Raw genomic sequence first — 26,233 nt, forward strand, 5'->3', positions numbered from 1 at the left:
ATCTTCGATGCAATCCGGCCTCTCCCCGCACGCGGGGAGAGGCGAAGAAGACCCGCGCTAGATCAGCTTCCGCTGCGCGAGGTTCTTCATCAGCGCGCCGATGCCGAAGGTCCAGGGCTCGCACTCGTCGCTGGTGCGCATGCGGTTCACGAGCTTGCCGAGTTCGGGCGCGGCGATGGTGACGATGTCGTCGCGCTTGTGCGTAAAACCCTGCCCCGGCGCGTCGCGATCCTTCACGGGGGCGAACATGGTGCCGAGGAACAGCACGAAGCCATCGGGGTATTGATGGATCTTGCCGATGGTCTGCGCGACGAGATCGGTCGGATCGCGGCTGATCTTGCTGATCGAGGAGTGGCCGTCGAGGACGAAGCCGTCCGTGCCCGTCACGTTCAGGCTGATGTCGAGCTTGCGCGCGTCGTCGAGCGTGAAGCTGTCGTCGAACAGCCGCAGCAGCGGGCCGATCGAGCAGGACGCGTTGTTGTCCTTGGCCTTCGACAGCAGCAGCGCCGAACGGCCTTCGAAGTCGCGCAGGTTCACGTCGTTGCCGAGCGCACCGCCGACGATCTTGCCGCGGCTCGAGACGAACAGCACCAGCTCCGGCTCGGGATTGTTCCAGGTCGATTTCGGATGCAGGCCGGCATCCATGCCGGTGCCGACTGAGGACATGGTCGGCGCCTTGGTGAAGACCTCGGCATCGGGACCGATGCCGACCTCGAGATACTGGCTCCAGGCATTCTGGTCGATCAGCACCTGCTTCAGGTGCATCGCCTGGTCCGAGCCCGGCTTGAGCTTCGACAGGTCGTCGCCGATCAGCCGCGTCACCTCCTTGCGGATCGCTTCAGCCGAGGCCGGATTGCCCTTGGCCCGCTCCTCGATGACGCGTTCCAGCATCGAGATGGCGAAGGTGACGCCGGCGGCCTTCAAGGTCTGGAGATCGACCGGCGCGAGCAGCCAAGGCTTGTTGGGATCGCGCCCGTCGGGGGCCGTGTTGGCCACGATGGCTTCGAGATCGCCGATGCGCTCGCCCTTGACCGCAGCCAGCGCCTTGGCCGGATTATCCTCCTCGCACAGCGCGCTGATGGTCGGAAATTTTGCGGTGACATCGAAGACGCCGTCGCCGCGCACGGCGACCACGGCCGGGCCATTCACCTGCGGCAGCCAGACGCGGCCGACCAATGTTCCCCGCGTGCCGTCCTCGGGGAGAAGGTCTTTTACAGTCAATGTCGTCATGGCCGGCGTCCTCGTTGTTTCTAAAGGATCGGCTGCATTCGCAGCGGCCGATCACATTGGTGAAAACCAATAAACGTCTGGCGGGGGAAGTCCACGGCCATTCGCTGGCGAAACTGCCGTAGGGTGGGCAAAGCGAAGCGTGCCCACCATCTTGATCGCACGCTAAGACGCGCGGTGGGCACGGCGCTTTCGCGCCTTTGCCCACCCTACGGCAGTGTCGGGTCCCTCACTTGAACCAGTGCACCAGCGCGATGCTGATCCCCAGCAGCAGCATCAGCGACAGCGTCACGGCTGCCGTCACGCGGCCACCGACATTGGCGAGCACGCGCACGTCAACGCCGAGGCCCAGCGCCGCCATCGAGACCACCGTGAGAAAGCTCGTGATCTTCGTCACGGGGCCAACCACCGTGGCCGGCACGATTTCGAGCGAGCGCAACGTCGCGAGCGCGAGGAAGCCGAGGATGAACCAGGGGACCAGGCGGAAGAAGCCGACGCTGGTCTTCTTGGCATCGCTCTGCCAGCGCGAGGCAACCAGCGACAGGCCGACGACGACCGGACCGAGCATCAAGACGCGCATCAGCTTCACCAGCGTGCCGATCTGGGTCGAGACGAGGCCGGCCGGCACAGTGGCCGCAAGCACCTGCGGCACCGCGTAAACGGTGAGGCCGGCGAGGATGCCGTATTGGGTGGCGGACAGCTGCAGCAGCGGGATCAGCAGCGGCAGGCCCAGCACCATCATCACGCCGAGGATCGCGGTGAAGGAGATCGAGGATGCGATCTCGTCGTTGTTGGCGCCGATGATGGGCGCCACGGCGGCGATCGCGGAATTGCCGCAGATCGAGTTGCCGCAGGCAATCAGGATCGAGAGGCGCGTCGACAGGCCGAGCAGCCGGCTGAGGCCAAAGGAGACGCACAGCGCGACCACGACAACCGCGGCGATCGACGCCAGCAGCGCGATGCCGGAGGCCGCGATCGCAGCGAAACTGATGGAGGCCCCGAGCAGCATCACCGCGACTTCGAGCAGCTGCTTGGCGCTGAAGGCGATGCCGGCCTGCCAGCGCGGGGCCGGCTTCCAGAAGCTGCGCAGCGCCATGCCGAGCAGGATCGCCATCACCAGCGCTTCGACATAGGGGTGCTCGAAGACGCCCAGTTCCGCCCGCTCAAGCAGGGCCGAGACGCCGGCGACGAGAATGCAGAGGAGAATACCCGGAATCAGCGCCGCAATGCGGCTGACGGCGGTGGCCGGCTTGGACTCGGCCGGGCTGGATGCTTGATTCTGCGACACAAATTTCTCCCGGAGGAGAAGGATTTATACGCAGCGCGGCCCGATTGGGAAATATGTTTTCGACATATCAGGGCCGAGGGAAGTTCTGTCCTCGGCCTGGAATAATCGGACTCAGAAGATCAGGCTTTTCGCCAGCGAGGCGACGCGGCTGAAGCCGTCATAGATGCCCGGCTCGAAGAAGGCCGCGCGCGCCAGCACGATGCCGGCGACCAGCGACCAGAACAGCGTCGTGCCGGCCCGCAACAGGAGCTTCGAGGCGCGCGATTTCGGCTGGGCGTCCGTTGCGGACACCAGCTGCTCGCCGAAGGGCTCAAATGCGGTGCGTTCCATAGCTGCCGATCCATCAATTTCTGGCAGAAATGTCGTCGTTTCGGCCCAAAACAGCAATGGAAGCGATTGGCGTTTTTGCCCTCTGGAGGGGAAACTCCTTCCTCCCGACGATGCCGCGGCAATAGTTTTCTTCTTCCGGCCTATTTGGACACCGGCGGCGCGGGCTACAGGGCCAGATAACGCCGCCGGATCGCGTCGTTGGCCTTCAGCTCGTCGATCCCGGCCGCATAGACGATCTGGCCCTTGTCGATGACCGTGGCGTGGCTGGCAAGGCCCAGGCAGAAATGCATGTTCTGCTCGGCGATCAGCACGGTCGACCCGAGCTGGCGGAGCTGCCGCAACAGCTCGCCGATCCGCTGCACGATGATCGGCGCCAGCCCCTCGCTCGGCTCGTCCAGCAGCAGCAGCGCCGGATTGCCCATCAGCGTGCGCGCGATCGCCAGCATCTGCTGCTCGCCGCCGGAGAGACGCCCAGCGATGCGATGGCGTAGCGGCTCCAGCAGCGGGAAGACCTCATAGATGCGCTTGATCGGCCATTCGTCCTGACCCTCCGGCCCCTTCTTGCGACCGATGACGAGATTGTCCTCCACCGTGTGCTCCGGAAAGATCTGGCGATCCTCCGGCACGAAGCCGAGACCCGCGCGCGCGATCGTATGCGGCTTCTGGCCCGAGATCACCGCGCCGCGCAGGCTGATCCTGCCGCGCCGTGGCGGCGCGAGGCCCATGATCGCCTTCATGGTGGTGGACTTGCCGGCACCATTGCGGCCGAGCAGCGCCATCGTCTCGCCCTGCCGCACCGAGAGGCCGACGCCGAACAGGATCTGGCTCGTGCCGTAATAGACGTCGAGATCGGCGACTTCGATGACGGCGACGCTCATGCGGCGGCTCCCGCATGCTCGGTGCCGAGATAGGCGTCGATCACGGCGCTGTTGTTGCGGATCTCGTCGGGCGTGCCGGTCGCGAGGATGCGGCCGTAGCAGAGCACGACGATCTTGGGCGCGATCTTGAACACGATGTCCATGTCGTGCTCGATGAAGACGACGGTGATCTTCTGGCTCTCCCAGAGCTCGCGCACCTTGTCGATCATGCGCCAGCGCTCCTCCGGACCCATGCCGGCGGTCGGCTCGTCCAGCAGCAGCACCTTCGGTTCGAGCACCAGCGCCAGCGCAATGTCGAGCAGCTTCTGGTCGCCATGCGACAGCGTGGCAGCGGTCCGATGGCGCTTGCTTGCCAGACCCAGCAGCTCCATCACATGCTCGGCGCGGTCGCGTGTCTCGGGCAAGGGAAAGCGCTTGTGCAGCACGGCGGAGGTGCGCTGGTCGGCACTCACCGCGGCCAGCATGGTCTCCTGCACCGTCAGCGACTTGAAGATGCTGGCGACCTGGAAGGCGCGGCCGATGCCATGGCGCACGATCTCCGGCGGCGAACGGCCGGCGAGATCGACGCCGTCAAGCAGCACCTGCCCGGAATCCGGCCTCAAGGCACCGGTGATCAGGTTGAAGAAGGTGCTCTTGCCGGCACCGTTCGGGCCGATCACGGCCGTGAGCGAGCCGTCGGGAAAGTCCAGCGTGACGTCGTTGGTCGCCTTCACGCCGCCGAAGGACTTTGCGAGGTTGCGGATCTCAAGCATGGTGCGCCTCTCGCGCTTGTCTGGCACCGTCATTCCGGGATGGTCCGTCAGGACCAGACCCGGAATCTCGAGATTCCGGGTTCGCACTTCGTGCGCCCCGGAATGACTGCCCAATGGATACACTGAGCATGACTAGCGCCCCTCGCCTGTCTCGCGCCGGTGCGCGTACCAGTCGGCAACGAAATCCAAGAGGCCTTTGCGCAGGCCGAGCGCAAAGAACAGGATGACGACGCCGAGCACGATGCCGTGATATTCGGTGAACCGCGTCACGGTGTCGTTGAGCAGGAGCAGCAGAACAGTGCCGACCATCGGGCCGAGGAAGGTCGAGACGCCGCCGAGCATGTTGATGAAGATAGCTTCGCCCGAGATGGTCCAGTAGGCGAACTCAGGATAGGCGCCGGAGACGAACAGCGCCATCACCATGCCGCCCATCGAGGCGAACAGCGCCGCCAGCACGAAGACGGTGAGCTTTGCCCGCCAGACGTCGATGCCGAGGAAGCTCGCGCGCGCGGCATTGTCGCGGATCATGCGCAAGGTGTAGCCGAACGGCGATTGCGCGATCTGCCGCATCGCGAGCAGGCCGAGGATCAGCAGCGCACAACTCGCGATATAGAGATGGACGTGGTTGGCAAGATTGATGCCGAGGAACGCAGGCCTGGGAATGCCGCCGCGCAGGCCCTGATCGCCGCCGGTGAAGGAGGCCCAGGACAAAATGGTCGAGTGGATCAGCATCTGGAAGGCGAGCGTGACGAAGGCGAAATAGATCTCCTTCAGCCGCACACAGATCGCGCCGATGATGGCCGCAACGATTGCCGTGATCGCCAGCGTCGCGACGAAGGCGATCGGAATCGGCACGCCGAGCTTCTGCATGATCAGGCCGAAGCTGTAGGCGCCGAGGCCAAAGAACATGCCGTGACCGAACGAGGTCAGGCCGGTATAGCCGACCAAGAGATTGAGTGAGGTTGCGAACAGGCCATAGGCCGAGCAGCGGATGACGAAATCGAGCAGCGCCTTGCTGCCGGTGAACAGCGGCAGGCTCGCCAGCACGGCGAAGGCGATCAGTGCGATCAGCACGTCGCGATAGCGGTGAGGCACCGTGCCGCCACGCACCGGCACCAGCGTCTGCGCGCGGCCGGCCTCGAGCTCGGTCATGCCGCCTCCTTGCCGAACAGGCCGGTGGGTTTGGAGACCAGCACGATCACCATGAACAGATACATCAGGCCTTCGGTGAACAAGGGAAAGCCGAGCGAGCCGAACGACCGGATGAGACCGAGCAGCAGCGCACCGATCAGCGCGCCCAGGATCGAGCCCATGCCGCCGATCACGGTGACGATGAAGGATTCGATCAGCACCGAGAATCCCATGCCGGGTGTCAGCGACCGCACCGGCGCTGCGAGCGCACCTGCGAGCCCCGCCAGCATGCCGCCGAGCGCGAACACGCCGCCATAGATCAGGCCGGTGTTGATGCCGAGGGCGGAGACCATGCCGGGATTATGCGCGGCGGCGCGGATCACCTTGCCGATGCGGCTGCGCGACAGGCCGATACCGAGCACAATGGCCGCGACAAGCGCGACGCCGATCAACAGCAGGTAATAAGGCGGCACCACGCCGCCCGCGATGAACAGCGGCATCACCTGGAACGCCGACGGCATGCCCATCGCCTTGAACTCCGGTCCCCAGATGATGCGCACGACATCGTCGAAGATCAGCACGAAGGCGTAGCAGACGAGAAGCTGCATCAGGACGTCGGCGCCATAGACGCGGCTCATGAAGACGCGCTCGAAGATCAGGCCGAGGATCGCAGTGCCGGCCGCACCGGCCAGCATCGCCAGCGCGAAGCTTCCCGTGAGCTGATAGGCGGTCATCGCAAAATAGGCGCCGAACATATAGAAGGCGCCGTGGCTGAAATTGACCACCTTGAGCACACCGAAGATCAGCGTCAGCCCGACCGCGACCAGGAACAGCAGCATGCCGATGATGAGGCCGCTGGTGGTTTGCGTCACCAGGCAGGCGGAGCTGGAAAGGCAGCCGGCAAGCGCATCGAGATCCACGGGAGCACTTTCATTGCTGCGCGCCTGATGTGGCGCGGAAAACAAAAGGCGGAGACGGTCGCCCGCCTCCGCTGCGCTTCAGATCAGGTGTAGCCCTTGCTCATCTTCCACTCGGCTTCGAGTTCGAAGATGGTCTTCCAGTCGCCGGCCTTGACCTCGGGCACGTACGGTTCCTGCGGGATCGTGGTGCCCCAGCCGATGGCGTAGCCGACCAGCGTGTGGTCGTCGCCGCGCATCGTCACGGTGCCGTCGGCGCCGAACGGGCATTTGATGGTGAGGCCCTTCAGCGCCTCCGCGATCTTCTTGCCGTCGGCCGAGTTCGCCTTCTTCGAAGCTTCGGCCATCAGCATGATCGCGGTGGCGTTCTCCCACGACCAATTGGTCGGATATTCGTTGTACTTGGCCTTGTAGGCGTCGCCCCAGGCGGCATTCTCCGCCGTGGTCGGGAAGGTCTTGATGTAGCGGTTGCCGGAGTGGATGCCCTTGGGCAGGTTCTTGACCACGGTGAGCGCGGTGTAGTCGGCCATGTTGACCGCGAACACCTCCATCTGGCCGAACATCGCGTAGATGTTGGCCTGGTCGATGTAGGAGGTGAGATCACCGCCCCACAAGCAGGAATAGAGCGCTTGCGGCTTGGCCTGCAGGATCTTGGTGACCACCTCGGTGTAGTCGGGCTGAAACAGCTTCGGCCAGGACTCGCTGATGATCTCGACTTCGGGCGCGAAGCGCTTGAGGTAGAGCGTGAATTCCGCGGTGGTGTCGCGGCCATAGGCATAGTCGGGCGAGCAGGTCGCCCATTTCTTCAAGCCCTTCGCCTTGGCGATCGCCGCGGCATAGCTGCCGCCGACGATGGAATCGTGCACGCCCTGCCGCGCGGTGCGGAACGCGTTGGGGATGTGCTGCTTGGGATCCGCGGTCAGCGCCGAGGTTTCCGAATTGGTGTGGATGCAGAACACGCCGAGATCGCGCGCGACCTCATGCACCGCGAAGGCGCCGGAGGAGGCTTCGGCGTCGATCATCAGCTCGCAGCCGTCGGTGTTGACGAGCTCGCGCGCGACGCGGGCGGCTTCCTGCGGCTGGCCCTTGGAATCGCGGATCACCATCTCGATCTGCCGGCCGGCGAGGCCGCCGGCGGCGTTGACCTTCTCGACCTCGAGCATCACCGCATTGCGCGAGGACGTGCCGAGCTGCGCGACGCGCCCCGACAGGATCGTCGGCATACCGATCTTGATGGTCTTGGCCTGAGCGCGCGCCACCCAGGGCGCGGCAAATGTCATCGCACCGGCGCCCATCAGCGCCAATGTTGAACGGCGGCTGATGCCCGGCGTGCGGGTTCTCGTCATTTTCCCCTCCCTCTTTCGGGTCGGCGTTTTCCTGGTCCCTTGCCGGAGATCGTCTCGTCTCCGTGTTCCCAAGGATTTCAGAGGGAGGGGGTGACGTCAAGCCAAAGATGAATTATGAGTCAGAATTCATAGCAGAGGAACGAGGCCGGCAATTGGCCTGAAACCAGCGAAAATGATCAATCTGTCGAGCTTCATCGGCTTTCATGCCCGGCGCACGCCGGAGCGGCCCGCGCTGAAATATCGCGGCGAGGAGATTTCCTACGCCACGCTCGACGCGCGCATCCGGAAAGCGGCCGGCTGGCTCACCGCGCAGGGCATCGGCGCCGGCGACGTCGTGGCCGTGCTGATGAAGAACAGCGCGGCGTTCCTGGAGCTCGTCTTCGCCACCAGCCATCTCGGCGCGGTGTTCCTGCCGATCAATTTTCGTCTTTCGCGCGATGAGGTCGGTTACATCGCCGGCAATGCCGGCGCGCGCCTGCTGATCGTCGATGAGGAATTGGCGGCGATCGCAGCGGGCGCGAGGATTGTCGTGCTCGATGAGGCCGCGCAGCAGAGCGTCACGCATCTGGCAGGCGACGCGCCGCCCGCCTCCATGCACGTTCGTCAGCCATCAGACCTGATGCGGCTGATGTACACGTCGGGCACGACCGACCGCCCCAAGGGCGTGATGCTCAGTTACGATAATTTCTACTGGAAGTCGGCCGACCAGACGATCGCGCTCGGCCTCACTGCCGAGACGCGACTTCTCGTCGTCGGCCCGCTCTACCACGTCGGCGCGCTCGACCTGCCCGGCATCGCCGTGCTCTGGCATGGCGGCTTCATCCGCATCGAGCGCAATTTCGAGCCCGAGACGGCGCTCAGCGCCATCGCCGAGGACAAGCTCAACGCCGCCTGGTTCGCGCCCGTCATGACGACAGCGATGCTCACCTGCGACGCCCGTGACCGCTACGATATTTCCAGCCTGAAATGGGCGATCGGCGGCGGCGAGAAGACGCCGGAGGTTCGCATCCGCGCCTTCTCCGAATATTTTCGCAACGCGCGTTACATCGACGCTTACGGTCTCACCGAAACGGTGGGCGGCGACACTTTCATGGAGGCCGGCCGCGAGATCGAGAAGATCGGCTCCACCGGCCGCGCCATCGCCCATGTCGAGATCGCCATCCGCGACGAGGACGGCCAGACGCTGCCGCCGAACGTCAACGGCGAGATCTGCCTGCGCGGTCCCAAGATCACGCGCGGCTATTGGAAGGATCCGGAGAAGACGGCGTCCGCCTTCTTCGGCGACTGGTTCCGCAGCGGCGACGTCGGCTATCTCGACGACGAGGGCTTTCTGTACCTGACCGACCGCAAGAAGGACATGATCATCTCCGGCGGCGAGAACATCGCCTCCTCCGAAGTCGAACGCGTCATCTACGATCTGACTGAGGTGCGCGAGGTCGCGGTGATCGGTCTGCGCGACGCGCGCTGGGGCGAGCGTCCCGTCGCGATCGTCGTGCTCGCCGAAGGTGCGCGCCTCGAGCTGTCTGCCCTCACCGAGCACTGCCGCGCGCGGCTGGCGAGCTTCAAGGTGCCGAAACAGCTGATCATTCGCGACAGCCTGCCGCGCAACCCGAGTGGAAAGATCCTCAAGCGCGTGCTGCGCGCCGAGCTGGAGACGTCTGAATGACGCAAGTGAACGCCAAGGTCACAAAGCTCAACCGCGTCGAGCGCAACGCCTGGACCAAGCAAAAGATTTTCGACGCCGCGACGAAGGTCGTCGGCAAATATGGTTATGCCGAAGCCTCCGTCGCCCGCATCACCGAACAGGCCGGTGTCGCGCAGGGCACCTTCTACAATCATTTCGAGAACCGGCAGGAGCTGCTCGACCAGCTGCTGCCCAAGATCGGCCTCGACATGGTCGAGTTCATCCGCGCCCGCACCGGCAATGCGCACGCGGCACGGCAGGAGATCGAGCGCTTCTCCGCCTTCTTCGACTTCATCCGCGAGGTGCCGGAATTCCTGCGCATCCTCAACGAGGCCGAGTTCTTTGCACCTCACGGCTACCAGAAGCATCTGGACAACATCTCGGTCGCCTATGTCCGCATCCTGCGACGCGCCCGCCTTGCCGGCGCGATCGAGGATTACAGCGACGAGGAATTCGAGGCGATCGTCCACATGCTGATGGGCGCGCGCGGCTATCTCAGCCGCCGCTATTCCTATTCGCAAGGCGGCGTCACCGCCGTGCCCGACCACGTCATCTCCGCCTATCGCAAGCTGATGACGCGCGGCCTCTTCAGCTCCCCCGGAGATCAGGACACGCCATGAACATCGAATCTCCGCACAAGCCGCTCGATCTCGCCTCGGCCATTGCCGAGGGCGATATCCGTTGCCTGCTGATGGTGCTGGTGCACATGACGGGCGACGAGAAATGGCTCGAACCGCCGTACCTGCCCAAGCGCGACATCCGCCTCATTCCTGATCCCGATGCCGGCGTGCCCCGGGAGGTCCAGGATGAGATCCGCGCCGCCGTGGTCAAGCTGTTTGCCGGCGGCACGCCAAAGCCTGTCATCACCGACCCCGGCGACGGCCTGCTGCTGAGGATGATGCGCGCCTGCCTCGGCGAGAACGTCGCGCCGGAATACGCGCCCCTGATGCGCGAGGAGATGGGTTTTGTGTCGCGCGAAGCGCGCTGGACCAGGCAACCGTCGAACGAGAAGCTCGCCGAGCAGCATGTGCTGATCGTCGGCGCCGGGGTCTGCGCCATCGCGCTCGGGGTAGCGCTCGGCCATCTCGGCATCCCCTACACCATCGTCGAGAAGAACGACGAGCTCGGCGGGACCTGGTGGATCAACCGCTATCCCGGCTGCGGCGTCGATACGCCGAACCACTCCTACTCGTATTCGTTCGGCTCGCGCAACGCGTGGACGCGCTATTTTTGCCCGCGTGAGGAGCTGCTCGGTTATTTGCTGAAGGTCGCGGACGAATATGGCATTCGCAACCATCTGCGCATCAACACCGAGCTGACCTCGTCGCGCTGGGACGAAGGCAAGAAGCGCTGGATCTCGACGCTGAAGACCAAGGACGGCGAAGAGATTTTCGAATCCACCGCGCTGGTCTCGGCCATCGGCCAGCTCAACGATCCCTCCCGCGCGCACTTCAAGGGCGAGGACAACTTCAAGGGCACGATCCTGCATTCGGCGCTATGGTCGGGCGATATCGGGCTCGACGGCACGCATGTCGCCGTGATCGGCACCGGTGCGACCTCGATGCAGCTGGTGCCGTCGATCGCAGGCCGCGTCGCCTCGGTCACGGTCTATCAGCGCAGCGCGCAATGGGCGCGGCCGGTGAAGGGCTATTCGGACCCGATCACCGAGGGTGCGCGCTGGCTGCTGGCGCATCTGCCGTTCTATGTGCAGTGGTACCGCTTCAACATGTTCTGGCGCTACGGCGACGGCCTGCTGCCGTTCCTGCGCAAGGACCCGACCTGGCCGCACCCAGAGCGCGCCGTCAACAAGGGCAACGACCGGCACCGGCAGGAGCTGACCGACTTCATCCTCACCGAGCTGAAGGACCGGCCGGACCTGATCGCAAAATGCGTACCGACCTACCCGCCCTACGGCAAACGCATCCTGCTGGACAACAACTGGTTCAAGACACTGACGCGGGACAATGTCGAGCTCGTCACCGACGCGATCGACCGATTCGACGAAAGGGGCATCGTCACCGCCGACGGCAAGCACCGTCCCGCCGACATCATCGTTGTCGCCACCGGCTTCAAGGTGACGGAGATGGCGGCGCGCCTCAACATCACCGGCCGCGACGGCAAGGATCTGCGCGAAGCCTGGAGCAACGACAATCCGACCGCGTTCCTCGGCCTCACCGTGCCTGATTTCCCCAACTTCTTCTGCATGCTCGGGCCGAACTCCGGTCCCGCGCATGGCGGCAGCGTCATCTTCCAGTCGGAATGCCAGAGCCGCTACATCTCAGCCTGTCTCGCCAGCATGATCGAGCAGAACATTGCGGCGATCGACGTCCGCCCGGACGTGCTCGACGACTATATCCGCAAGGTCGATGCCGAGCACGAGGCGATGATCTGGACCCATCCGGGCATGACGACCTACTACCGCAACAGCAGTGGCCGCGTATTTTCGGCGATGCCGTGGCGGTTCGTGGATTACTGGCGCATGACGCACGATCCGGATCTGCGGCAGTACAGGCTGACGAAGGGGTGAGGCAGCACTGCCTCTGGCCGAAGCTTGAGTCGCGCACGCCCCACATCGTCATTGCGAGCGAAGCTAAGCAATCCAGAGAATCCCTCCTCGGAAAGACTCTGGATTGCTTCGCTGCGCTCGCAATGACGGAGGTTGCGGCTACTCAGGCCGCCAGCCCGCTCTCCACCGGCGCAAATTCCAGCCCCAGGCTCTCCGCCACCGCCTTGTTGGTGATGCGGCCGCGATGCACGTTGAGTCCGTTGCGCAAGTGGGGATTTTCCAGCACCGCGGCAAAACCCTTGCTCGCGAGCATCAGGCCGAACGGCAGCGTCGCGTTGTTCAGCGCGTGGCTCGAGGTCACCGGCACCGCACCCGGCATGTTGGCGACGCAATAGTGCACGATGCCGTCGACCTCGTAGGTCGGATCGGTATGCGTGGTCGGGTGCGAGGTCTCGAAGCAGCCGCCCTGGTCGATCGCGACATCCACCAGCACCGCGCCCGGCCGCATCGATTTGAGCATCGCGCGCGTGACGAGCTTCGGCGCGCTGGCGCCCGGCACCAGCACTGCACCGATCACGACGTCGGCGGCGAACACCTCCTCCTCGACCGACTCGATCGTCGAAAGGCGCGTCCGCACGCGTCCGATAAAGAGATCATCGAGCTGCCGCAGCCGGGGTATGGAGCGGTCGATCACGGTGACTTCGGCGCCGAGGCCCGCGGCCATGCGCGCGGCCTGCGTCCCCACCACGCCGCCGCCGAGAATGACGACGCGCGCCGGCTGCACGCCGGGGACGCCGCCGAGCAGCAGACCACGGCCGCCGGCCGACCGCCTGAGCGCGGCGCCGGCTGCCTCGATGGCGAGGCGGCCGGCGACTTCGCTCATCGGCGCGAGCAGGGGGAGGTGGCCGGCCGCGTCGGTGACGGTTTCATAGGCGATCGCCGTACAACCGGACGAGAGCAGGCCCTTGGCCTGTTCGGGATCCGGCGCAAGATGGAGGTAAGTAAACAGGATCTGGCTTTCGCGGAGCTGGACCCATTCGCTTCGCTGCGGCTCCTTCACCTTCACGATCATGTCGGACTTGGCGAAGATGTCGCGGGCACTGTCGGCGATCGCAGCCCCTGCCCGCCGATAGACCTCGTCGGACGCGCCGATGCCGCTGCCGGCGCCGGTCTCGACCGTCACCTGATGCCCGGCGGCGACATATTCACGGACCGCGCCCGGCGTGAGCCCGACGCGATATTCCTGCACCTTGATCTCCCTGGGAACACCGACGTGCATCTTCCGCTCCTTCGCCAACGAATTGATTCCGTTGTTGATCGTAGCGAGAGGGCCGGTTTGGTTTCGTGCAAATATCCGCTAGTTTCGGACCTCGCGCGCCGGTTTCCGGCGCGGAAACATCCTTTCACGCCGGAAACAAAACCTTGGCCCTGGACCGGAAAGACCTCGCCATCCTCGCGGAACTCACGACCAATGCGCGGGCCAGCCACACCGAGCTCGCCAACAAGGTCGGGCTCTCGAGCACGGCACTGGCGCGGCGGCAGAAGGCGCTGGAGGACGACGGCTACATCCAGGCCTACCAGGCCGCGCTCGATCTGACGCAGTTCGGCCTCACAACGACCGTGCTGGTCCGCATTGCGCTGGAGAGCCAGAGCGACGAGGCGCTCAAGGCGTTCGAGGCGGAGGTGGGGAAATGCCCCTCCGTCGTGCGCTGCTTCCTGATGTCGGGCACCGACGACTACATCCTGATCGTGCTCGCCCGCGACATCCAGGATTTCGAGCGCATCCATCGCACCGAGCTGTCGCGCCTGCCGCGCGTCGCGCGGGTGCAATCGAGTTTTGCATTGCGCGAGGTCGTCAACCGCGCCGTGCCGACCGTGGTGTTCGGCGAGGGGAAGCGCTGATCTCGAACCGGCCAGGAACCAAGCATGGGGTCATCCGTTGGGCGCTATCGGCCAGCGCGGCGACGCATCCTCGCGTCAGTATCCTTGCCCGGCTCGGCCCATCCGCAGGGAACAGAACATGGCGGACACCACGGATCAGATCCCCGAACGCATTCCGATCAACCTTGTCGTTAATGGCGCGAGGCGCACGCTCGAGATCGCGCCGTGGACCACGCTGCTGGATGCCCTGCGTGACCGCTTGGAGTTGACCGGCACCAAGAAGGGCTGCGATCACGGTCAATGCGGCGCCTGCACCGTGCTGGTCGATGGGCGGCGCGTCAATTCCTGCCTAACGCTCGCGATCATGAAGGACGGCGCCGAGATCACGACGATCGAAGGCCTGGCCGAGAATGGCGCGCTGCATCCCCTGCAGCAGGCCTTCGTCGATCACGACGCATTCCAATGCGGCTATTGCACGCCGGGGCAGATCTGCTCGGCGGCCGGTCTTCTGGCCGAGGGCCGCGCCCGCGATGCCGACGAGATCCGGGAACTGATGAGCGGGAATCTCTGCCGCTGCGGTGCCTATCCCAACATCGTGGCTGCGATCGAGCAGGCAATGGGTCGGTCATGAACAACTTCCAGTATTCCCGCGCGAGCGACGTCACCGATGCCATTCGTCTGCTCGCTGCAGATCCGAGCGCGAAGCTGATTGCCGGCGGCACCAATCTGATCGACTTGATGAAGGAGAATGTCGAACGGCCCTCCCGACTGGTCGACATCTCCCGCCTGCCGCTCCGCGACATCGAGGAGACCGCGGACGGGGGCTTGCGCATCGGCGCCTTGGTACCAAATTCGGACCTCGCGTACCATCCGCTGATCGAGCAGCGCTATCCCCTGCTCGCCAGCGCCATCCTGGCCGGCGCCTCCGCGCAACTGCGCAACATGGCTTCGGTCGGCGGCAACCTGATGCAACGAACGCGCTGCGCGTACTTCTATGACACTGCAACGCCCTGCAACAAGCGAAGCCCAGGCACCGGCTGCTCGGCCCTCGATGGCCTCAACCGTAATCACGCCATCCTCGGCACCAGCAGGTCCTGCATCGCCACCAACCCATCCGACATGAGCGTGGCGCTGGCCGCACTGGGCGCGCTGGTACACACCGCAGGCATTGCCGGTCAGCGTACCATCGCGCTGACCGATTTCCATCGGCTGCCTGACGACAAACCTCATGTCGATACAAATCTCGGCAGCGGCGAGATCATCACCGCAATCGAGCTGCCGCCGCGCGGTTTCGCCCGGAACTACAGCTATTTGAAGGTCCGGGACCGGCTGTCCTACGCCTTTGCATTGGTCTCGGTCGCGGCCGCGCTCGAACTGGAGGGCAACGCGATCGGGGAAGCGCGCCTGGCGCTGGGCGGCGTGGCCCACAAGCCCTGGCGGAACCTCGATGCCGAGGCGGCATTGCGCGGCCAGGCGGCAACGCCGGATCATTTTGGCCGCGCCGCCGACCTGTTGCTGCAGGGAGCAACCGCTCGTTCGCAGAACGGCTTCAAGATCGAGCTCGCGCGGCGAGCCGTCGTGCGTACGCTGATGCAGGCCGCAAACGCCACACCGCAATCGCAAGCTCACAAGAAGATCGCATGAGGGCCCGATGAACGCCTATGTCGGAACACCAACGTCGCGCGTCGACGGCCGGGCCAAGGTCACCGGAGCCGCCAAATATGCCGGCGAATTCGCAGCAGACCTCCTCCTCCATGGCTTCGTCGTCGCGGCCACCATTCCGCGCGGGCGCATCGCTCGCCTCGACACCAGCAAGGCGCTGAAGGTGAAGGGCGTGGTCGACGTACTCACCCACGCGCATCGCCCGCCCCTCGCCGAGCAGGACGAAGCCTGGAAGGACGAGGTGGCGCCGGAGCAGGGCTCGCCGTTTCGTCCGCTCTATGACAACAGCGTCAAGTTCAACGGCCAGCCGATCGCGCTGGTCGTCGCCGAGGACTGGGAAACCGCCAAGTTCGCCGCAACCCGCATTCGAGTTGAATATGAAGAGGAGGCGTTTGCGACCGATCTCGAATCCGAACGCACCAAGGCTGCCAAAGTCGATCAGCCGCACAAGCCGCGCGGTGACGCCTCGGCGGCGCTGACGCGAGCGGCCGTCCATCACGAGGCGGACTATGTCATTCCGAGCGAGCATCACAACCCGATGGAGCTATATGCGACAACGGCCGTCTGGGATGGCAACGGCAAGCTTACCGTCTATGACAAGACGCAAGGCGTCCAGAACGTCCAGAAGTTCCTCTGCAGCGTTTTCGGCAGGAAGCCGGACGAAATCCGCGTGATCTCGCCCTATGTCGGCGGCGCCTTCGGCTCGGGTCTGCGGCCGCAGCACCAGGTCGTCCTGGCAACGCTTGGCGCTCTCGCACTGAAACGATCTGTCCGTGTCGTGCTGACGCGGCACCAGATGTACGGCTTGGGCTACCGGCCGATGACGATCGAGCACGTTGCGCTCGGCGCAAACCGCGACGGCACGCTCGAAGCCGTCATGCACGAAGCCATAGCCGTCACCTCGCGGTTTGAGAATTTCTCCCGCAACGATACAGGCTGGGGGGAACAGCTCTACAAGAGCCCTAACAGCCGCCTCTCCCACAAGCTCGTCCACCTCGACGTCGCCACTCCCTGCGACATGCGCGCGCCGGGTGCAGCATCGGGCGTCTGCGCGCTCGAATGCGCCATGGACGAGCTGGCCGTCGCGCTCAAGCTCGACCCGATCGAGTTGCGGCTGAGGTGTTACTCGGATCGCGACCAGAGCGAAGACCTGCCCTACACCAGCAAGCAACTACGCGCATGCTATGCCAGGGGCGCAGAAGCCTTCGGCTGGAGCCGACGCGCCCCCGGGCCGCGCTCCATGCGCGACGGCAAGGAACTGGTCGGCTGGGGCATGGCGACCGGGGTGTGGGAGGCGCTTCAAATGCCGGTCGCCGTCCGCATCGTGCTCACAGCCAACGGCCATGCCGAGGTCTCCTGCGCCGCATCCGATATCGGCACCGGCACGTACACCATCGTGGCACAGGTCGCGGCCGATGCCCTCGGGCTGCCGATCGAGAACATCAGCGTCCGGCTCGCCGACTCGAGCCTGCCGCAGGCGCCGGTGGAAGGCGGCTCGTGGATGGCCGCCTCGAGCGCGCACGCCGTGTTAGGAGCAGCCGAGGAGATTCGCCAGGAGCTCGTCTGTCGCGTCAAGGCGATGCCCGCCTCGCCGCTCGGCGGCGTCGATGCGCCGGACATCATTCTCGTCGACGGAACCGTCGCCAAGGCGGGCGATAGGAGCCGCGCCGTCTCGATTGCGGATATCATGCGCCACAGCAAGCTCGAGCGGATCGAAAAGGAGAAGCTCAACCAGTTCGAGGAAGAGAAGTCGTACGCGCGCAACACCCATTCGGCCGTCTTCGCCGAAGTGAAAGTAGACGAGCAACTCGGCGTGATTCGCGTCACGCGGGTCGTGAGCGCGGTCGCGGCCGGCCGCATCCTGAACACCAAGACCGGCCGCAGCCAGGTCATGGGCAGCGTGGTCTGGGGCATCGGGATGGCGCTGCACGAGGAAACGTTGATGGATCACCGCTACGGCCGGATCATGAACGCGAACATTGCCGAGTACCACATTCCCGTGAATGCGGACGTTCACGACATCGACGTGATTTTCGTCGATGAGCCCGATGACCGGATCAACAGGCTGGGTGTCAAGGGTCTTGGCGAAATCGGCATCGTCGGCGTGCCTGCGGCGATTGCGAACGCGGTCTATCACGCCACCGGCAAGCGCATCCGGCGCTTCCCGATTACGCTGGACAAGCTGCTCGATTGAGGGGGTGCGGCGTCAGCCGCTGCATCCCGGCCGTTCACCCTTCGAGGCTGCCGATGGGACGCTCCGGTCCCATCATCGCGCCTCAGGATGACGGATCAAGTTGAGACGCCGCAGGCCAGACTCGCTCTTGTCATCCAACTGTCATCGAATGTGCCGAGAGCTGTGTCTCCAGCATATTCGGGACCGACAATGGACTATTTCAAGCGCTTCAACTTCCTGTTCGCAGCCCCCATGTTCGACGCCGACGACCTCGAGGGCGTCCGCTTCAACCAGATCATCGAGGAGATCCAGCGTTCCGGCTTCGAGGTGGTCCGCGCCCGCAAGCTGGAGGACGCCGAGATGGCGGTGCAGACCGATGCCGCGATCGGCTGCATGGTGGTGGACTGGGGCAAGAAGGGGTTGGAGGGCAAGACCTCGGCGCTGATCAATCTGATGCGGCGGCGCGGCCTCGACTTCCCGATCATCCTGCTGATCCGGCGCAAGCGGTTCGAGGACCTGCCGGTCGAGGTGCTCGACTTCATCGACGGCTATGTCTTCCTGTCCGAGGAGACGCCGCCCTTCATCGCCAAGAACCTGATCAGCCGGCTCAAGCAGTATGCCGAGACGCTGAAGACGCCGTTCTTCGGCGCGCTGGTCGACTATGCCGAGGAAGGCAACCAGCTCTGGACCTGTCCGGGCCACAACGGCGGCGTGTTCTACAATCGCAGCCCGATCGGGCGGGTGTTCGTCGAACATCTCGGCGAGTCCGTGTTCCGCGACGACCTCGACAATTCCGTGCTCGACCTCGGCGACCTCCTCACCCATGAGGGCCCGGCGCTGAAGGCGCAGAAGGAAGCGGCGGCGATCTTCGGCGCGGAAAAGACCTATTTCGTGCTCAACGGCACCTCGACCTCCAACAAGGTCGCGCTCGGCGCCCTCGTCACCGACGGCGATCTCGTGCTGTTCGACCGCAACAACCACAAGGCCGCCCATCACGGCGCGCTGATGATCAATGGCGGCATCCCGGTCTACGTCCCGACCGTCCGCAACGCCTGGGGCCTGATCGGCCCGATGCGCTGGGACATGCTCGACGAGAAGACCCTGCGCGAGGCGATCCGCAACCATCCGCTGGTGAAGGATCGCGACGCCTGGCGCAACGAGCGGCCGTTCCGCGTCGCCGTGGTCGAGCAGTGCACCTATGACGGCTCGATCCACAGCGCCGAGATGATCATCAAGCGCATCGGCCATCTCTGCGACTACATCCTGTTTGACGAGGCCTGGGCCGGCTTCATGAAATTCCACCCGCTCTATGCCGGCCGCTTCGCCATGGGCCTTGCGAACCTGGCCCCTGAAGCGCCGGGCATCATCGCGACGCAGTCGACCCACAAGCAGCTCGCGAGCTTCTCGCAGGCCTCGCAGATCCACATCAAGGACCGCCACATTCGCGGCCAGAAGCGGCGCGTCGAGCACCGCCGCTTCAACGAGAGCTTCATGCAGCATGCCTCGACCTCGCCCTTCTATCCGCTGTTCGCCTCGCTCGACGTCGGCGCGCAGATGATGAAGGGGCGCTCCGGCGAAGTGCTGTGGGACGACACGATCCGCCTCGGCATCGAGCTGCGCAAGAAGGTCCGCGCGATGCGCCGGGAGTTCGAGGAGAAGGAGCAAAATCCGGACCGCCGCTGGTTCTTCGAGCCCTTCGTTCCCGACCGCGTCGCCATTCCCGATGTCAGCCGCCCCGGTGCCGCGCATAACGTCGCCTGGGAGACCCTCTCCACCGACGAGCTCGCCACCAATCCTGCGCTGTGGCAGCTCTCTCCTGATACCAACTGGCACGGCTTTCCGGATCTTGCGGAAGGCTTTGCCATGACCGATCCGAACAAGCTGACCCTGCTCACGCCGGGTTTCGATCGTGCGACCGGCGCCTATGCCGAGCATGGCATCCCCGCGCCGGTCGTCGCGCAATATCTGCGCGAGAACCGCATCGTCCCCGAGAAGAACGATCTCAACTCCATGCTCTTCCTGCTCACCCCCGGCGTCGAGGCGAGCAAGGCCGGCACGCTGATCTCCGGTCTCGTCGCGTTCAAGCGGCTGCATGACGACAATGCGCTGCTGGCAGACGCGATCCCGGAATTTTATCAGCGGCGGCAGGCGCGCTATGCCGGCGTGCGCCTGCGCGACCTCTGCGGCGACATGCACCGCTTCTTCCGCGCCGCCGATGTCAGCGCGCTCCAGGCGCGGCAGTTCATGCCCGAGCACATGCCCGAGATCGCGATGTCGCCCCGCGATGCCGCGCGCTATCTGTTCAAGAACGACGTCGACTATCTCCCGATCGAGGCGATCGCAGGCCGCATCGCCACCACGCCTTTCGTGGTCTACCCGCCCGGCATTGCCACCATCGTGCCCGGCGAGCGGCTGACGGAGCGAGCCAAGCCCATGATCGATTACCTCAAGATGTTCGAGACCTGCTTCAACACCTTCCCGGGCTTCGACGTCGAGATCCAGGGCGTCTACAAGGAGATCGATGCCCAGGGGCGCATTGGGCTCTATACCTACGTCGTTGCAGAGTAGGTGCCGATGAACGAACCAGCTGCGCGCGCGAGTGACGAACCCGTCCTGGTCAGGCCGTCACGCGAGAGCGATGTCGAGGCGATGCTGGCGATCTACCGCCATCACGTCCGCAATGGCGTGCCGCGCGACGTCGAAGGAACCGGCGCGCCCGAGCCGGATGACTTGCGCGACCGGCGCAAGAACCTGAAACAGACCCGCCTGCCCCATTTGGTCGCGACCTATCGCGGCGAGGTCGTCGGCTATGCCTATGCCGTGTTGTTCCGCAAGCGTCCGGCCTATCGCTACACCGCCAAGCACTCGATCTATGTGCACCACGGTCATCTCGGTCGTGGTGTGGGACGGCTTTTGCTCGGGGCAATGATCGATGCCTGTGCCGCGGCAGGTTTTCGCCAACTGATCGGCTATATCGATGCCGACAACGCCCCCTCGCTGGCGCTGCACGAGAAGTTCGGCTTCGCGCGCGCCGGCCTGCTCGGCGGCGTTGCCTATCGCCACGGCCGCTGGTCCGACACTGTCATGGTGCAACGCTCGCTCGGCACGGGGACGACGGCGCCCCCGCCGGTCACGGCGCCCGGGCGATAGCCCTACGAGGGAAAGTCAGCCGGTCTGACGTGGATGCGATCGGCATGCAGCGACCAATGATGCAACGCCTGGTCCTTGCAGAACTTCACTTTCGCACGTTCCCTGGCCTCGTCCTCGTCGGCGGCATCGATCTCGAGCGTGCCTTGGCAGACCTCGATCTCGCGGCCGTACTGGCCGAGCACGTCCTTCATGAACTTGACCACAAAAGTTGACATGGGACCTCCCTGCTGCCCCGGCGGCACTCTAATCCCATTTAGGCCGGACGGGGGAAGAAGATTTTGACGCGGATCAAGGCTTAGCGAGTCCCGGCCGAAGACTCGTTGCGGAACCCACCGCGCGGGTTTATGGGCAAGTGCCGATCGCCCATGAGGATTTCCCCCTTGCACTTTGTCTCCGATACCGAAGTCACGAACGTTCTGACCTTTCCGATCCTCATCGCAGCTCTGGAGGAAGCGCACCGCCGGCCGAAGATGGAGGTGCTGGACGCCTTCCTCGGCGACGAGAAAGGGCAGTACGTCATCCGCAGCGCCGTCGATCCCGGCCGCTACATGGCGAGCAAGATGTTCACCAGCTTCCCGGCCAATCTGGCCGAAGGCAAGATGCCGGCGGTGCAGGCCGTCTGCGTGCTGTTCGACGGCACCAACGGACGGCCGCTGGCGGCGATGGACGGCACCGAAATCACGCATTGGCGCACCGCAGCCGATTCCGCGCTGGGCACGAAACTGCTCGCTCCGCCCAATCCCGAGACGCTGCTTTGCGTCGGCGCCGGGGAGATGTCCGAATGGCTGATCCGGGGCCATCGCACCGTGCGACCGTCGCTCGAGCGCGTGCTGATCTGGAATCGGAGCCTGGACCGGGCCGCGGATCTCGCTCAGCGTTTGGCGAAGGACGGCGTAAAGGTGCAAACGGTCACGAACCTCGACGCCGCGACGCGCGAGGCTGACGTCATCACCACCTGCACCCGCGCGCATCAGCCGCTGATCAAGGGCCGCAATTTGCGGCCGGGCACGCATCTGGACCTCGTCGGCGGTTACACGCCGCAAACGCGTGAGGCTGACGACGAAGCGGCAAAGATGTCGCGCGTCTTCGTGGATCGCAGGGAATCCGCCTTCCATGGCGTCGGCGACATCCTGCAGCCGATCGCGAGCGGTGCGATCAGCGAAGCGGACGTCCTCGGCGACCTCTACGATCTCGCCGGCGGCCGCGTGCAGGGGCGAACGTCATCGTCCGACATCACGTTCTTCAAGAATGCGGGCGGCGGCCATCTTGATCTCATGACCTGCGAGGCCGTGTTCCAGCAGCTCGGCGCGAAGTTGGGGTAGGCGCCTACCCGGCGCTATGCCGGTGGAGGCGAACGGACGCGACGCCGGCAAGACTGGGCCGGCATCAGCCATCACGCTTTGATATCGAGGAGTGTGTCTTCGGTCTCGGCGTAGGCTTGAATGACCTTCGCGTTGGCAATGAAGCTGTACTTTGCGGTCGCCAGCTCAACGAACTCATTGGCGAGATCGACATTCGGCGCGGCGACCAGGCCGTCCTGGTTTGCGAAGGGAGCGCTCGGATCCGACTGCGCGGTATAGCTCGGCGAAACCGCCGACACGGTCGCGATCGTCCCGCCGGGTGTCGAGCCGCTCCATTGGGAGACCTGATCAACCCGCAGCGGCACATAGGCGGCCGGAAACGTCGGAGCGATGCCCGCACCGGCCGATGTGCTCGATCCACCTGATGCTGGCAGCGGGCCGGTCGTGCTGATGTTGGCAATGTTGCTCGCGGCCACGCTCACGCGCAGGCTCGCCGCAGAAAGTCCGGATGTCGCAATCGAAAGTATGCTCATGAACGCTGATGTACAGGACAAGTCATACGCGTTCATTCACGCCATCAGTAAAATCCGCCGCTTTCTGTTGTCGTCCTCGTAACCAACGATCGGCACGCGATTGGACTTCGCGCACCCTACCCCGGCGTCACGCCAAACGCCTGCTTGAAGCGTTCGGCATAGCGCGGCCAGACCTCGGGATTGATGATGCGCGGCGGGCGCTTGCCGTCGAGCGTCTCCAGCACCTGCTCGGCGGCGATGCGGCCCATGTTCTGACGCGCCTCGATCGTGACGCCGGCGGTGTGCGGGCTCGCCAGCACGTTGTCGAGCTGGAGCAGCGGATGCTCCGGCGGCGGCGGCTCCTTGGACCAGACGTCGAGGCCGGCGCCGGCGATGCGCTTGTCGCGTAGCGCCTGCAGCAACGCGTCCTCGTCGTGGATGAAGCCGCGGGCGGTGGTGATGAAGTAGGCATGCGGCTGCATCAGCGCGAATTCGCGCGTGCTGATCATGTTGCGGCTCTTCTTGTCGAGCGGGCAGGAGATCGAGACGAAATCGGCGCGGCGCAAGAGCTCGTCGAGCTCGACCTTCTCGCCACCCCGCTCCGCCATCACCTCGGCCGACAAATAGGGATCATAGGCCAGCACCTTCATGCCGAGCAGCCCCTTGCAGAGCGCGGCGATGCGGCGGCCGACATTGCCGAGGCCGACGATGCCGACGGTCTTGTGCTCGACCTCGTTGCCGACGAGCTCGTTGCGGTTGACGTCGCGCTCGCGGCGCAGGCGGCGGTCGGACTGGATGATGCGCTTGGACAGCGTCAGCATCATCGCCAGCGCGTGCTCGGCGACCGAATGGGCATTGCCGCCGGACTGGTTGACAACCAGGACGCCCGCCTCCGTGCAGGCCTCGACATCGACAGGGTCGAAGCCGGCACCGTTGCTGGAGACGAGCAGCAAATTCGGCGTGCGCTTCAGGAAGGCGGCATCGACATGGAAATGCGGGGCGAGCTCGTCGCGCGCGGCGCCGATCTGGTAGACATGCGCCGCGCTCAGGATCGGCGCGTAGACATCTTCAGGGCTCTCGTTCTCGATGCGGTCGAGCCGCACGTCGGGCCGCGCCTTCAGGATGTCGATATAGATCGGGTTGGCCAGATATTTGACGTAGAAGACGCGCTTGCTGTTGACGGACATCAGGACCCTTCCGGCTCGATCGAGGAGATCCGCAAGGTCAGCGCGATGCGCGCCCGTCCGTGCCCCTCCAGCTTTCTGGTTGTAGCCGCTTATGCCATGGCGGTGCCGGCCACGGCAGGCCGTCTGGCGCAGATCACGGTGCCGGCCCGGACATGTTGACAATCCCGCTGCCTGCGTCAAGTTCGGCAGATCGCCGCGACGGCCAGAACCAAGAAGCATGTGCGGCCGAAGGGAGAACGCAATGGCGATTGCGGAACAGCAGGCGACCAGCGACAGAAGCTGGCATGGCATCGTCCTGCAGACCCTGAAGCGGAACGAGATCAGCCTGATCCCTTACGTGCCCGACCGCGTGCTGACGCCGCTGATCAAGAATTTGCACGCCGATCCCTTCTTCACCACCTTCGCCACCGCCCGCGAGGAAGAGGCCGTCGGCATCGTCTCCGGCGCCTGGATGGGCGGACGGCGCGGCGCGGTGCTGATGCAGACCTCGGGCTTTGCCACGCTCGCCAACGTGCTCGCCTCGCTCGCGGTGCCCTACCAGATTCCGCTGATCATGTTCGTCTCAGAGCGCGGCACGCTTGGCGAGTTCAATTACGGCCAGTCGCTGGTTTGCCGCACCATGCGCCCGGTGCTGGATTCGCTGGCGCTGGAGCACCACACCATCACCCGGCTCGACGAGCTCGAATTCATCGCCGACCGCTCGATCAAGCAGGCCGTCACCACGCAGGCGCCGGTGGCCCTGATCCTCAACCCGCTGCTCACGGGCGGCAAGGTTTTTGACAAGTGAGGCCGGCGATGAACACTGGCAATACCAAGGTGATGAACCGCTTCGATGTCACCTCGCGTCTGATCGCAAAGCTCAAGCACGAGGAAGCCGTGATCGGCGGCATCGGCAACACCAATTTCGACCTCTGGGCCGCCGGCCACCGCCCGCAGAATTTCTACATGCTGGGCAGCATGGGTCTCGCCTTCCCGATCGCACTCGGCGTCGCGCTGGCGCAGCCCGAGCGCCGCGTCTTCGCGCTCGAAGGCGACGGCTCGCTCCTGATGCAGCTCGGCGCGCTCTCGACGATCGCGGCACTGAAGCCGCAAAACCTGATCATGATCGTGATGGACAATGGCATCTACCAGATCACCGGCGCGCAGCCGACGCCGGCCGCTGGCGTCGCCGACATCGTCGGCATTGCCACCGCTTCCGGGCTCGTCAGGAGTTCCTGGGCCGCGGACGAGGAGGATTTCGAGCGCCTGGTCGACGAGGCCATGTTGGCCTCAGAGCCGAGCCTGATCGCAGTCCGCATCGACGACAAGCCGGGCGTCGGCACCACGAGGCGCGATCCCGTGCAGATCCGGGAACGCTTCATGCACGGCCTCGGCGTACGCGAGCCGCTTTAACGTTTGGTCATTAACTACACGGCGATCTGATCCGCATCACGCGGCAGGCCTCTGCCCATCCGTGCTAAGCGGTGCGGATGTCCCTCTTTGTTCGCGCCTTTGCCTGGCTGCTCGCCGCCGCCGTGATCTTTGCAACGCTCGGGCCTCCAGGCCTGCGGCCCCATTCCGACCTCGGCCAGGACGGCGAGCACGCGCTCGCCTTTATCCTGGTCGGGCTGGCCTTCGGCCTCGCCTACCGGCAGCGGCGGCTCGCAGTGGCGGCCGTCTCGGTGGTCCTGATCGGCCTGCTCGAACTGATGCAGTTCTGGGCGCCGGGGCGCCATGCGCGACTGGAGGATTTTCTGGTCGATGCCGGCACCGCCTGCATCGGCTTTGCCCTCGCCGCCGTCGCCGATTGGGTCATGAGCCGGTCTCGGGCAAACTCGGCCCTGACAAGCTGAGGCCCCGCGGAGCGACGCTCCGCAGGGCCCGATCTCAACAATGCGACGCTGCGCCGATCAATCGATGATCTTGACGACGCGGCGCGTACGCGGCTCGACGATCACACGGCGATCGTTCACGACCGCATAACGATACTCGGTATAGTTCGGCACGGGCCGCAGCACCACGGTCGGGGGCAGCGGCTCACCGACGACGACGCGCTCGTGGATCACGACGGAATCACTACGCGGGATTCCGCCGAGCACCGCATTCGGAATTTCGAGGCCTGCGCCGACGGCCGCACCGACGGTGCCGCCGACCATCGCGCCGACCGGGCCGCCAATGTCCCCACCCGCACGCGCGCCGTCCCTGGCGCCCTGTTCGGTGGTCGACTGGGCAAAGGCCGCGCTCGACGCCAGCAGCGACGCGGCGGCCAACGTAATCGCAAGACGCGTTTTCATATCCTTACGCCTCCAGTGATTGTTGTGCGACTTCA

General features: G+C 64.9%; 26 protein-coding genes. 13 read left to right on the forward strand and 13 right to left on the reverse strand.

Annotation, left to right across the window (positions count from 1 at the left end):
- Nucleotides 1-57 precede the first annotated feature (57 nt).
- From N2603_RS29825 to N2603_RS29860, 8 genes are all read right to left on the reverse strand, one after another.
- Nucleotides 58-1,230, reverse strand: coding sequence for a fumarylacetoacetate hydrolase family protein (locus N2603_RS29825; protein WP_260384942.1), 1,173 nt, complete (start codon nt 1,228-1,230; stop codon nt 58-60).
- A 226-nt stretch (nt 1,231-1,456) separates the two neighbouring features.
- Complete coding sequence (locus N2603_RS29830; protein WP_018647703.1) at nt 1,457-2,515, reverse strand: YeiH family protein; 1,059 nt, start codon at nt 2,513-2,515, stop codon at nt 1,457-1,459.
- 111 nt (nt 2,516-2,626) lie between these two features.
- The gene (locus N2603_RS29835; RefSeq protein ID WP_018647704.1) at nt 2,627-2,845 is read right to left on the reverse strand and encodes a hypothetical protein; all 219 of its coding nucleotides are present in this window, start codon (nt 2,843-2,845) and stop codon (nt 2,627-2,629) included.
- Nucleotides 2,846-3,009: 164 nt separating this feature from the next.
- Complete coding sequence (locus tag N2603_RS29840; RefSeq protein WP_260384943.1) at nt 3,010-3,723, reverse strand: ABC transporter ATP-binding protein; 714 nt, start codon at nt 3,721-3,723, stop codon at nt 3,010-3,012.
- Nucleotides 3,720-4,475, reverse strand: coding sequence for an ABC transporter ATP-binding protein (locus tag N2603_RS29845; RefSeq protein WP_260384944.1), 756 nt, complete (start codon nt 4,473-4,475; stop codon nt 3,720-3,722). Before N2603_RS29845 ends, N2603_RS29840 begins: the two co-directional genes overlap by 4 nt.
- Before the next feature lie 132 nt (nt 4,476-4,607).
- On the reverse strand, nt 4,608-5,627 hold the full coding sequence (locus N2603_RS29850) for a branched-chain amino acid ABC transporter permease (RefSeq protein ID WP_260384945.1): 1,020 nt from the start codon (nt 5,625-5,627) through the stop codon (nt 4,608-4,610).
- A complete protein-coding gene (locus N2603_RS29855; RefSeq protein WP_018647708.1) occupies nt 5,624-6,526 on the reverse strand; it encodes a branched-chain amino acid ABC transporter permease in 903 nt (300 codons plus the stop codon). Before N2603_RS29855 ends, N2603_RS29850 begins: the two co-directional genes overlap by 4 nt.
- Nucleotides 6,527-6,609: 83 nt before the next feature.
- Nucleotides 6,610-7,869, reverse strand: a complete 1,260-nt coding sequence (locus N2603_RS29860) for an ABC transporter substrate-binding protein (protein WP_260384946.1) — start codon at nt 7,867-7,869, stop codon at nt 6,610-6,612.
- A 172-nt stretch (nt 7,870-8,041) separates the two neighbouring features.
- On the opposite strand from N2603_RS29860, the gene N2603_RS29865 reads away from it, so the two are divergent.
- From N2603_RS29865 to N2603_RS29875, 3 genes are read left to right on the forward strand one after another with little or no spacing between them, the layout of a single operon-like run.
- A complete protein-coding gene (locus tag N2603_RS29865; protein ID WP_260384947.1) occupies nt 8,042-9,535 on the forward strand; it encodes an AMP-binding protein in 1,494 nt (497 codons plus the stop codon).
- On the forward strand, nt 9,532-10,173 hold the full coding sequence (locus N2603_RS29870; protein ID WP_018647711.1) for a TetR/AcrR family transcriptional regulator: 642 nt from the start codon (nt 9,532-9,534) through the stop codon (nt 10,171-10,173). The genes N2603_RS29865 and N2603_RS29870 overlap by 4 nt, the downstream gene beginning before the upstream one ends.
- The gene (locus N2603_RS29875) at nt 10,170-12,080 is read left to right on the forward strand and encodes a flavin-containing monooxygenase (protein WP_260384948.1); all 1,911 of its coding nucleotides are present in this window, start codon (nt 10,170-10,172) and stop codon (nt 12,078-12,080) included. The genes N2603_RS29870 and N2603_RS29875 overlap by 4 nt, the downstream gene beginning before the upstream one ends.
- 142 nt (nt 12,081-12,222) lie before the next feature.
- On the opposite strand, the gene ald is transcribed toward N2603_RS29875, so the two are convergent.
- Entirely contained in the window at nt 12,223-13,338 is a 1,116-nt protein-coding gene (gene ald, locus N2603_RS29880; RefSeq protein ID WP_260384949.1) for an alanine dehydrogenase, read from the reverse strand.
- A gap of 143 nt (nt 13,339-13,481) precedes the next feature.
- Between ald and N2603_RS29885 the strand changes: the two genes are divergently transcribed.
- The 6 genes from N2603_RS29885 to N2603_RS29910 all read left to right on the forward strand — a co-directional run bounded on the left by N2603_RS29885 (nt 13,482) and on the right by N2603_RS29910 (nt 20,925).
- Nucleotides 13,482-13,961: an Lrp/AsnC family transcriptional regulator gene (locus N2603_RS29885; protein WP_026312763.1), complete on the forward strand. Its 480-nt coding sequence runs from the start codon at nt 13,482-13,484 to the stop codon at nt 13,959-13,961.
- A 118-nt stretch (nt 13,962-14,079) separates the two neighbouring features.
- Complete coding sequence (locus N2603_RS29890) at nt 14,080-14,571, forward strand: (2Fe-2S)-binding protein (RefSeq protein WP_260384950.1); 492 nt, start codon at nt 14,080-14,082, stop codon at nt 14,569-14,571.
- Entirely contained in the window at nt 14,568-15,584 is a 1,017-nt protein-coding gene (locus N2603_RS29895) for an FAD binding domain-containing protein (protein WP_260384951.1), read from the forward strand. Before N2603_RS29890 ends, N2603_RS29895 begins: the two co-directional genes overlap by 4 nt.
- Nucleotides 15,585-15,591: 7 nt before the next feature.
- Nucleotides 15,592-17,796: a xanthine dehydrogenase family protein molybdopterin-binding subunit gene (locus N2603_RS29900; protein ID WP_260384952.1), complete on the forward strand. Its 2,205-nt coding sequence runs from the start codon at nt 15,592-15,594 to the stop codon at nt 17,794-17,796.
- Nucleotides 17,797-17,985: 189 nt separating this feature from the next.
- On the forward strand, nt 17,986-20,343 hold the full coding sequence (locus tag N2603_RS29905; protein ID WP_260384953.1) for an Orn/Lys/Arg family decarboxylase: 2,358 nt from the start codon (nt 17,986-17,988) through the stop codon (nt 20,341-20,343).
- Nucleotides 20,344-20,349: 6 nt separating this feature from the next.
- Entirely contained in the window at nt 20,350-20,925 is a 576-nt protein-coding gene (locus N2603_RS29910; RefSeq protein ID WP_260384954.1) for a GNAT family N-acetyltransferase, read from the forward strand.
- Between the two features lie 2 nt (nt 20,926-20,927).
- Here the strand turns inward: N2603_RS29910 and N2603_RS29915 are convergent, their stop codons facing one another.
- The gene (locus tag N2603_RS29915; RefSeq protein ID WP_018647720.1) at nt 20,928-21,140 is read right to left on the reverse strand and encodes a hypothetical protein; all 213 of its coding nucleotides are present in this window, start codon (nt 21,138-21,140) and stop codon (nt 20,928-20,930) included.
- 165 nt (nt 21,141-21,305) lie between these two features.
- On the opposite strand from N2603_RS29915, the gene N2603_RS29920 reads away from it, so the two are divergent.
- Nucleotides 21,306-22,247 (forward strand): ornithine cyclodeaminase family protein, encoded by a 942-nt coding sequence (locus tag N2603_RS29920; RefSeq protein WP_260384955.1) that lies wholly within the window; start codon nt 21,306-21,308, stop codon nt 22,245-22,247.
- Between the two features lie 71 nt (nt 22,248-22,318).
- Here N2603_RS29920 and N2603_RS29925 read toward each other — a convergent pair whose 3' ends face one another.
- Both N2603_RS29925 and N2603_RS29930 read right to left on the reverse strand, forming a co-directional pair.
- Nucleotides 22,319-22,759, reverse strand: coding sequence for a flagellar basal body rod protein FlgC (locus N2603_RS29925; protein ID WP_260424293.1), 441 nt, complete (start codon nt 22,757-22,759; stop codon nt 22,319-22,321).
- A gap of 116 nt (nt 22,760-22,875) precedes the next feature.
- Nucleotides 22,876-23,925: a hydroxyacid dehydrogenase gene (locus tag N2603_RS29930; RefSeq protein WP_260384956.1), complete on the reverse strand. Its 1,050-nt coding sequence runs from the start codon at nt 23,923-23,925 to the stop codon at nt 22,876-22,878.
- Nucleotides 23,926-24,166: 241 nt separating this feature from the next.
- On the opposite strand from N2603_RS29930, the gene N2603_RS29935 reads away from it, so the two are divergent.
- The 3 genes from N2603_RS29935 to N2603_RS29945 all read left to right on the forward strand — a co-directional run bounded on the left by N2603_RS29935 (nt 24,167) and on the right by N2603_RS29945 (nt 25,757).
- Nucleotides 24,167-24,712, forward strand: coding sequence for a thiamine pyrophosphate-binding protein (locus N2603_RS29935; protein ID WP_260384957.1), 546 nt, complete (start codon nt 24,167-24,169; stop codon nt 24,710-24,712).
- Between the two features lie 8 nt (nt 24,713-24,720).
- The gene (locus N2603_RS29940) at nt 24,721-25,317 is read left to right on the forward strand and encodes a thiamine pyrophosphate-dependent enzyme (protein WP_260384958.1); all 597 of its coding nucleotides are present in this window, start codon (nt 24,721-24,723) and stop codon (nt 25,315-25,317) included.
- 77 nt (nt 25,318-25,394) lie between these two features.
- Nucleotides 25,395-25,757, forward strand: a complete 363-nt coding sequence (locus N2603_RS29945; RefSeq protein WP_260384959.1) for a VanZ family protein — start codon at nt 25,395-25,397, stop codon at nt 25,755-25,757.
- Between the two features lie 57 nt (nt 25,758-25,814).
- Here the strand turns inward: N2603_RS29945 and N2603_RS29950 are convergent, their stop codons facing one another.
- Nucleotides 25,815-26,198 (reverse strand): DUF1236 domain-containing protein, encoded by a 384-nt coding sequence (locus N2603_RS29950; protein WP_026312767.1) that lies wholly within the window; start codon nt 26,196-26,198, stop codon nt 25,815-25,817.
- Between the last annotated feature and the right edge of the window lie 35 nt (nt 26,199-26,233).

It is taken from the genome of Bradyrhizobium huanghuaihaiense (assembly GCF_025200885.1).
In the GTDB taxonomy this organism is placed as follows: domain Bacteria; phylum Pseudomonadota; class Alphaproteobacteria; order Rhizobiales; family Xanthobacteraceae; genus Bradyrhizobium; species Bradyrhizobium huanghuaihaiense.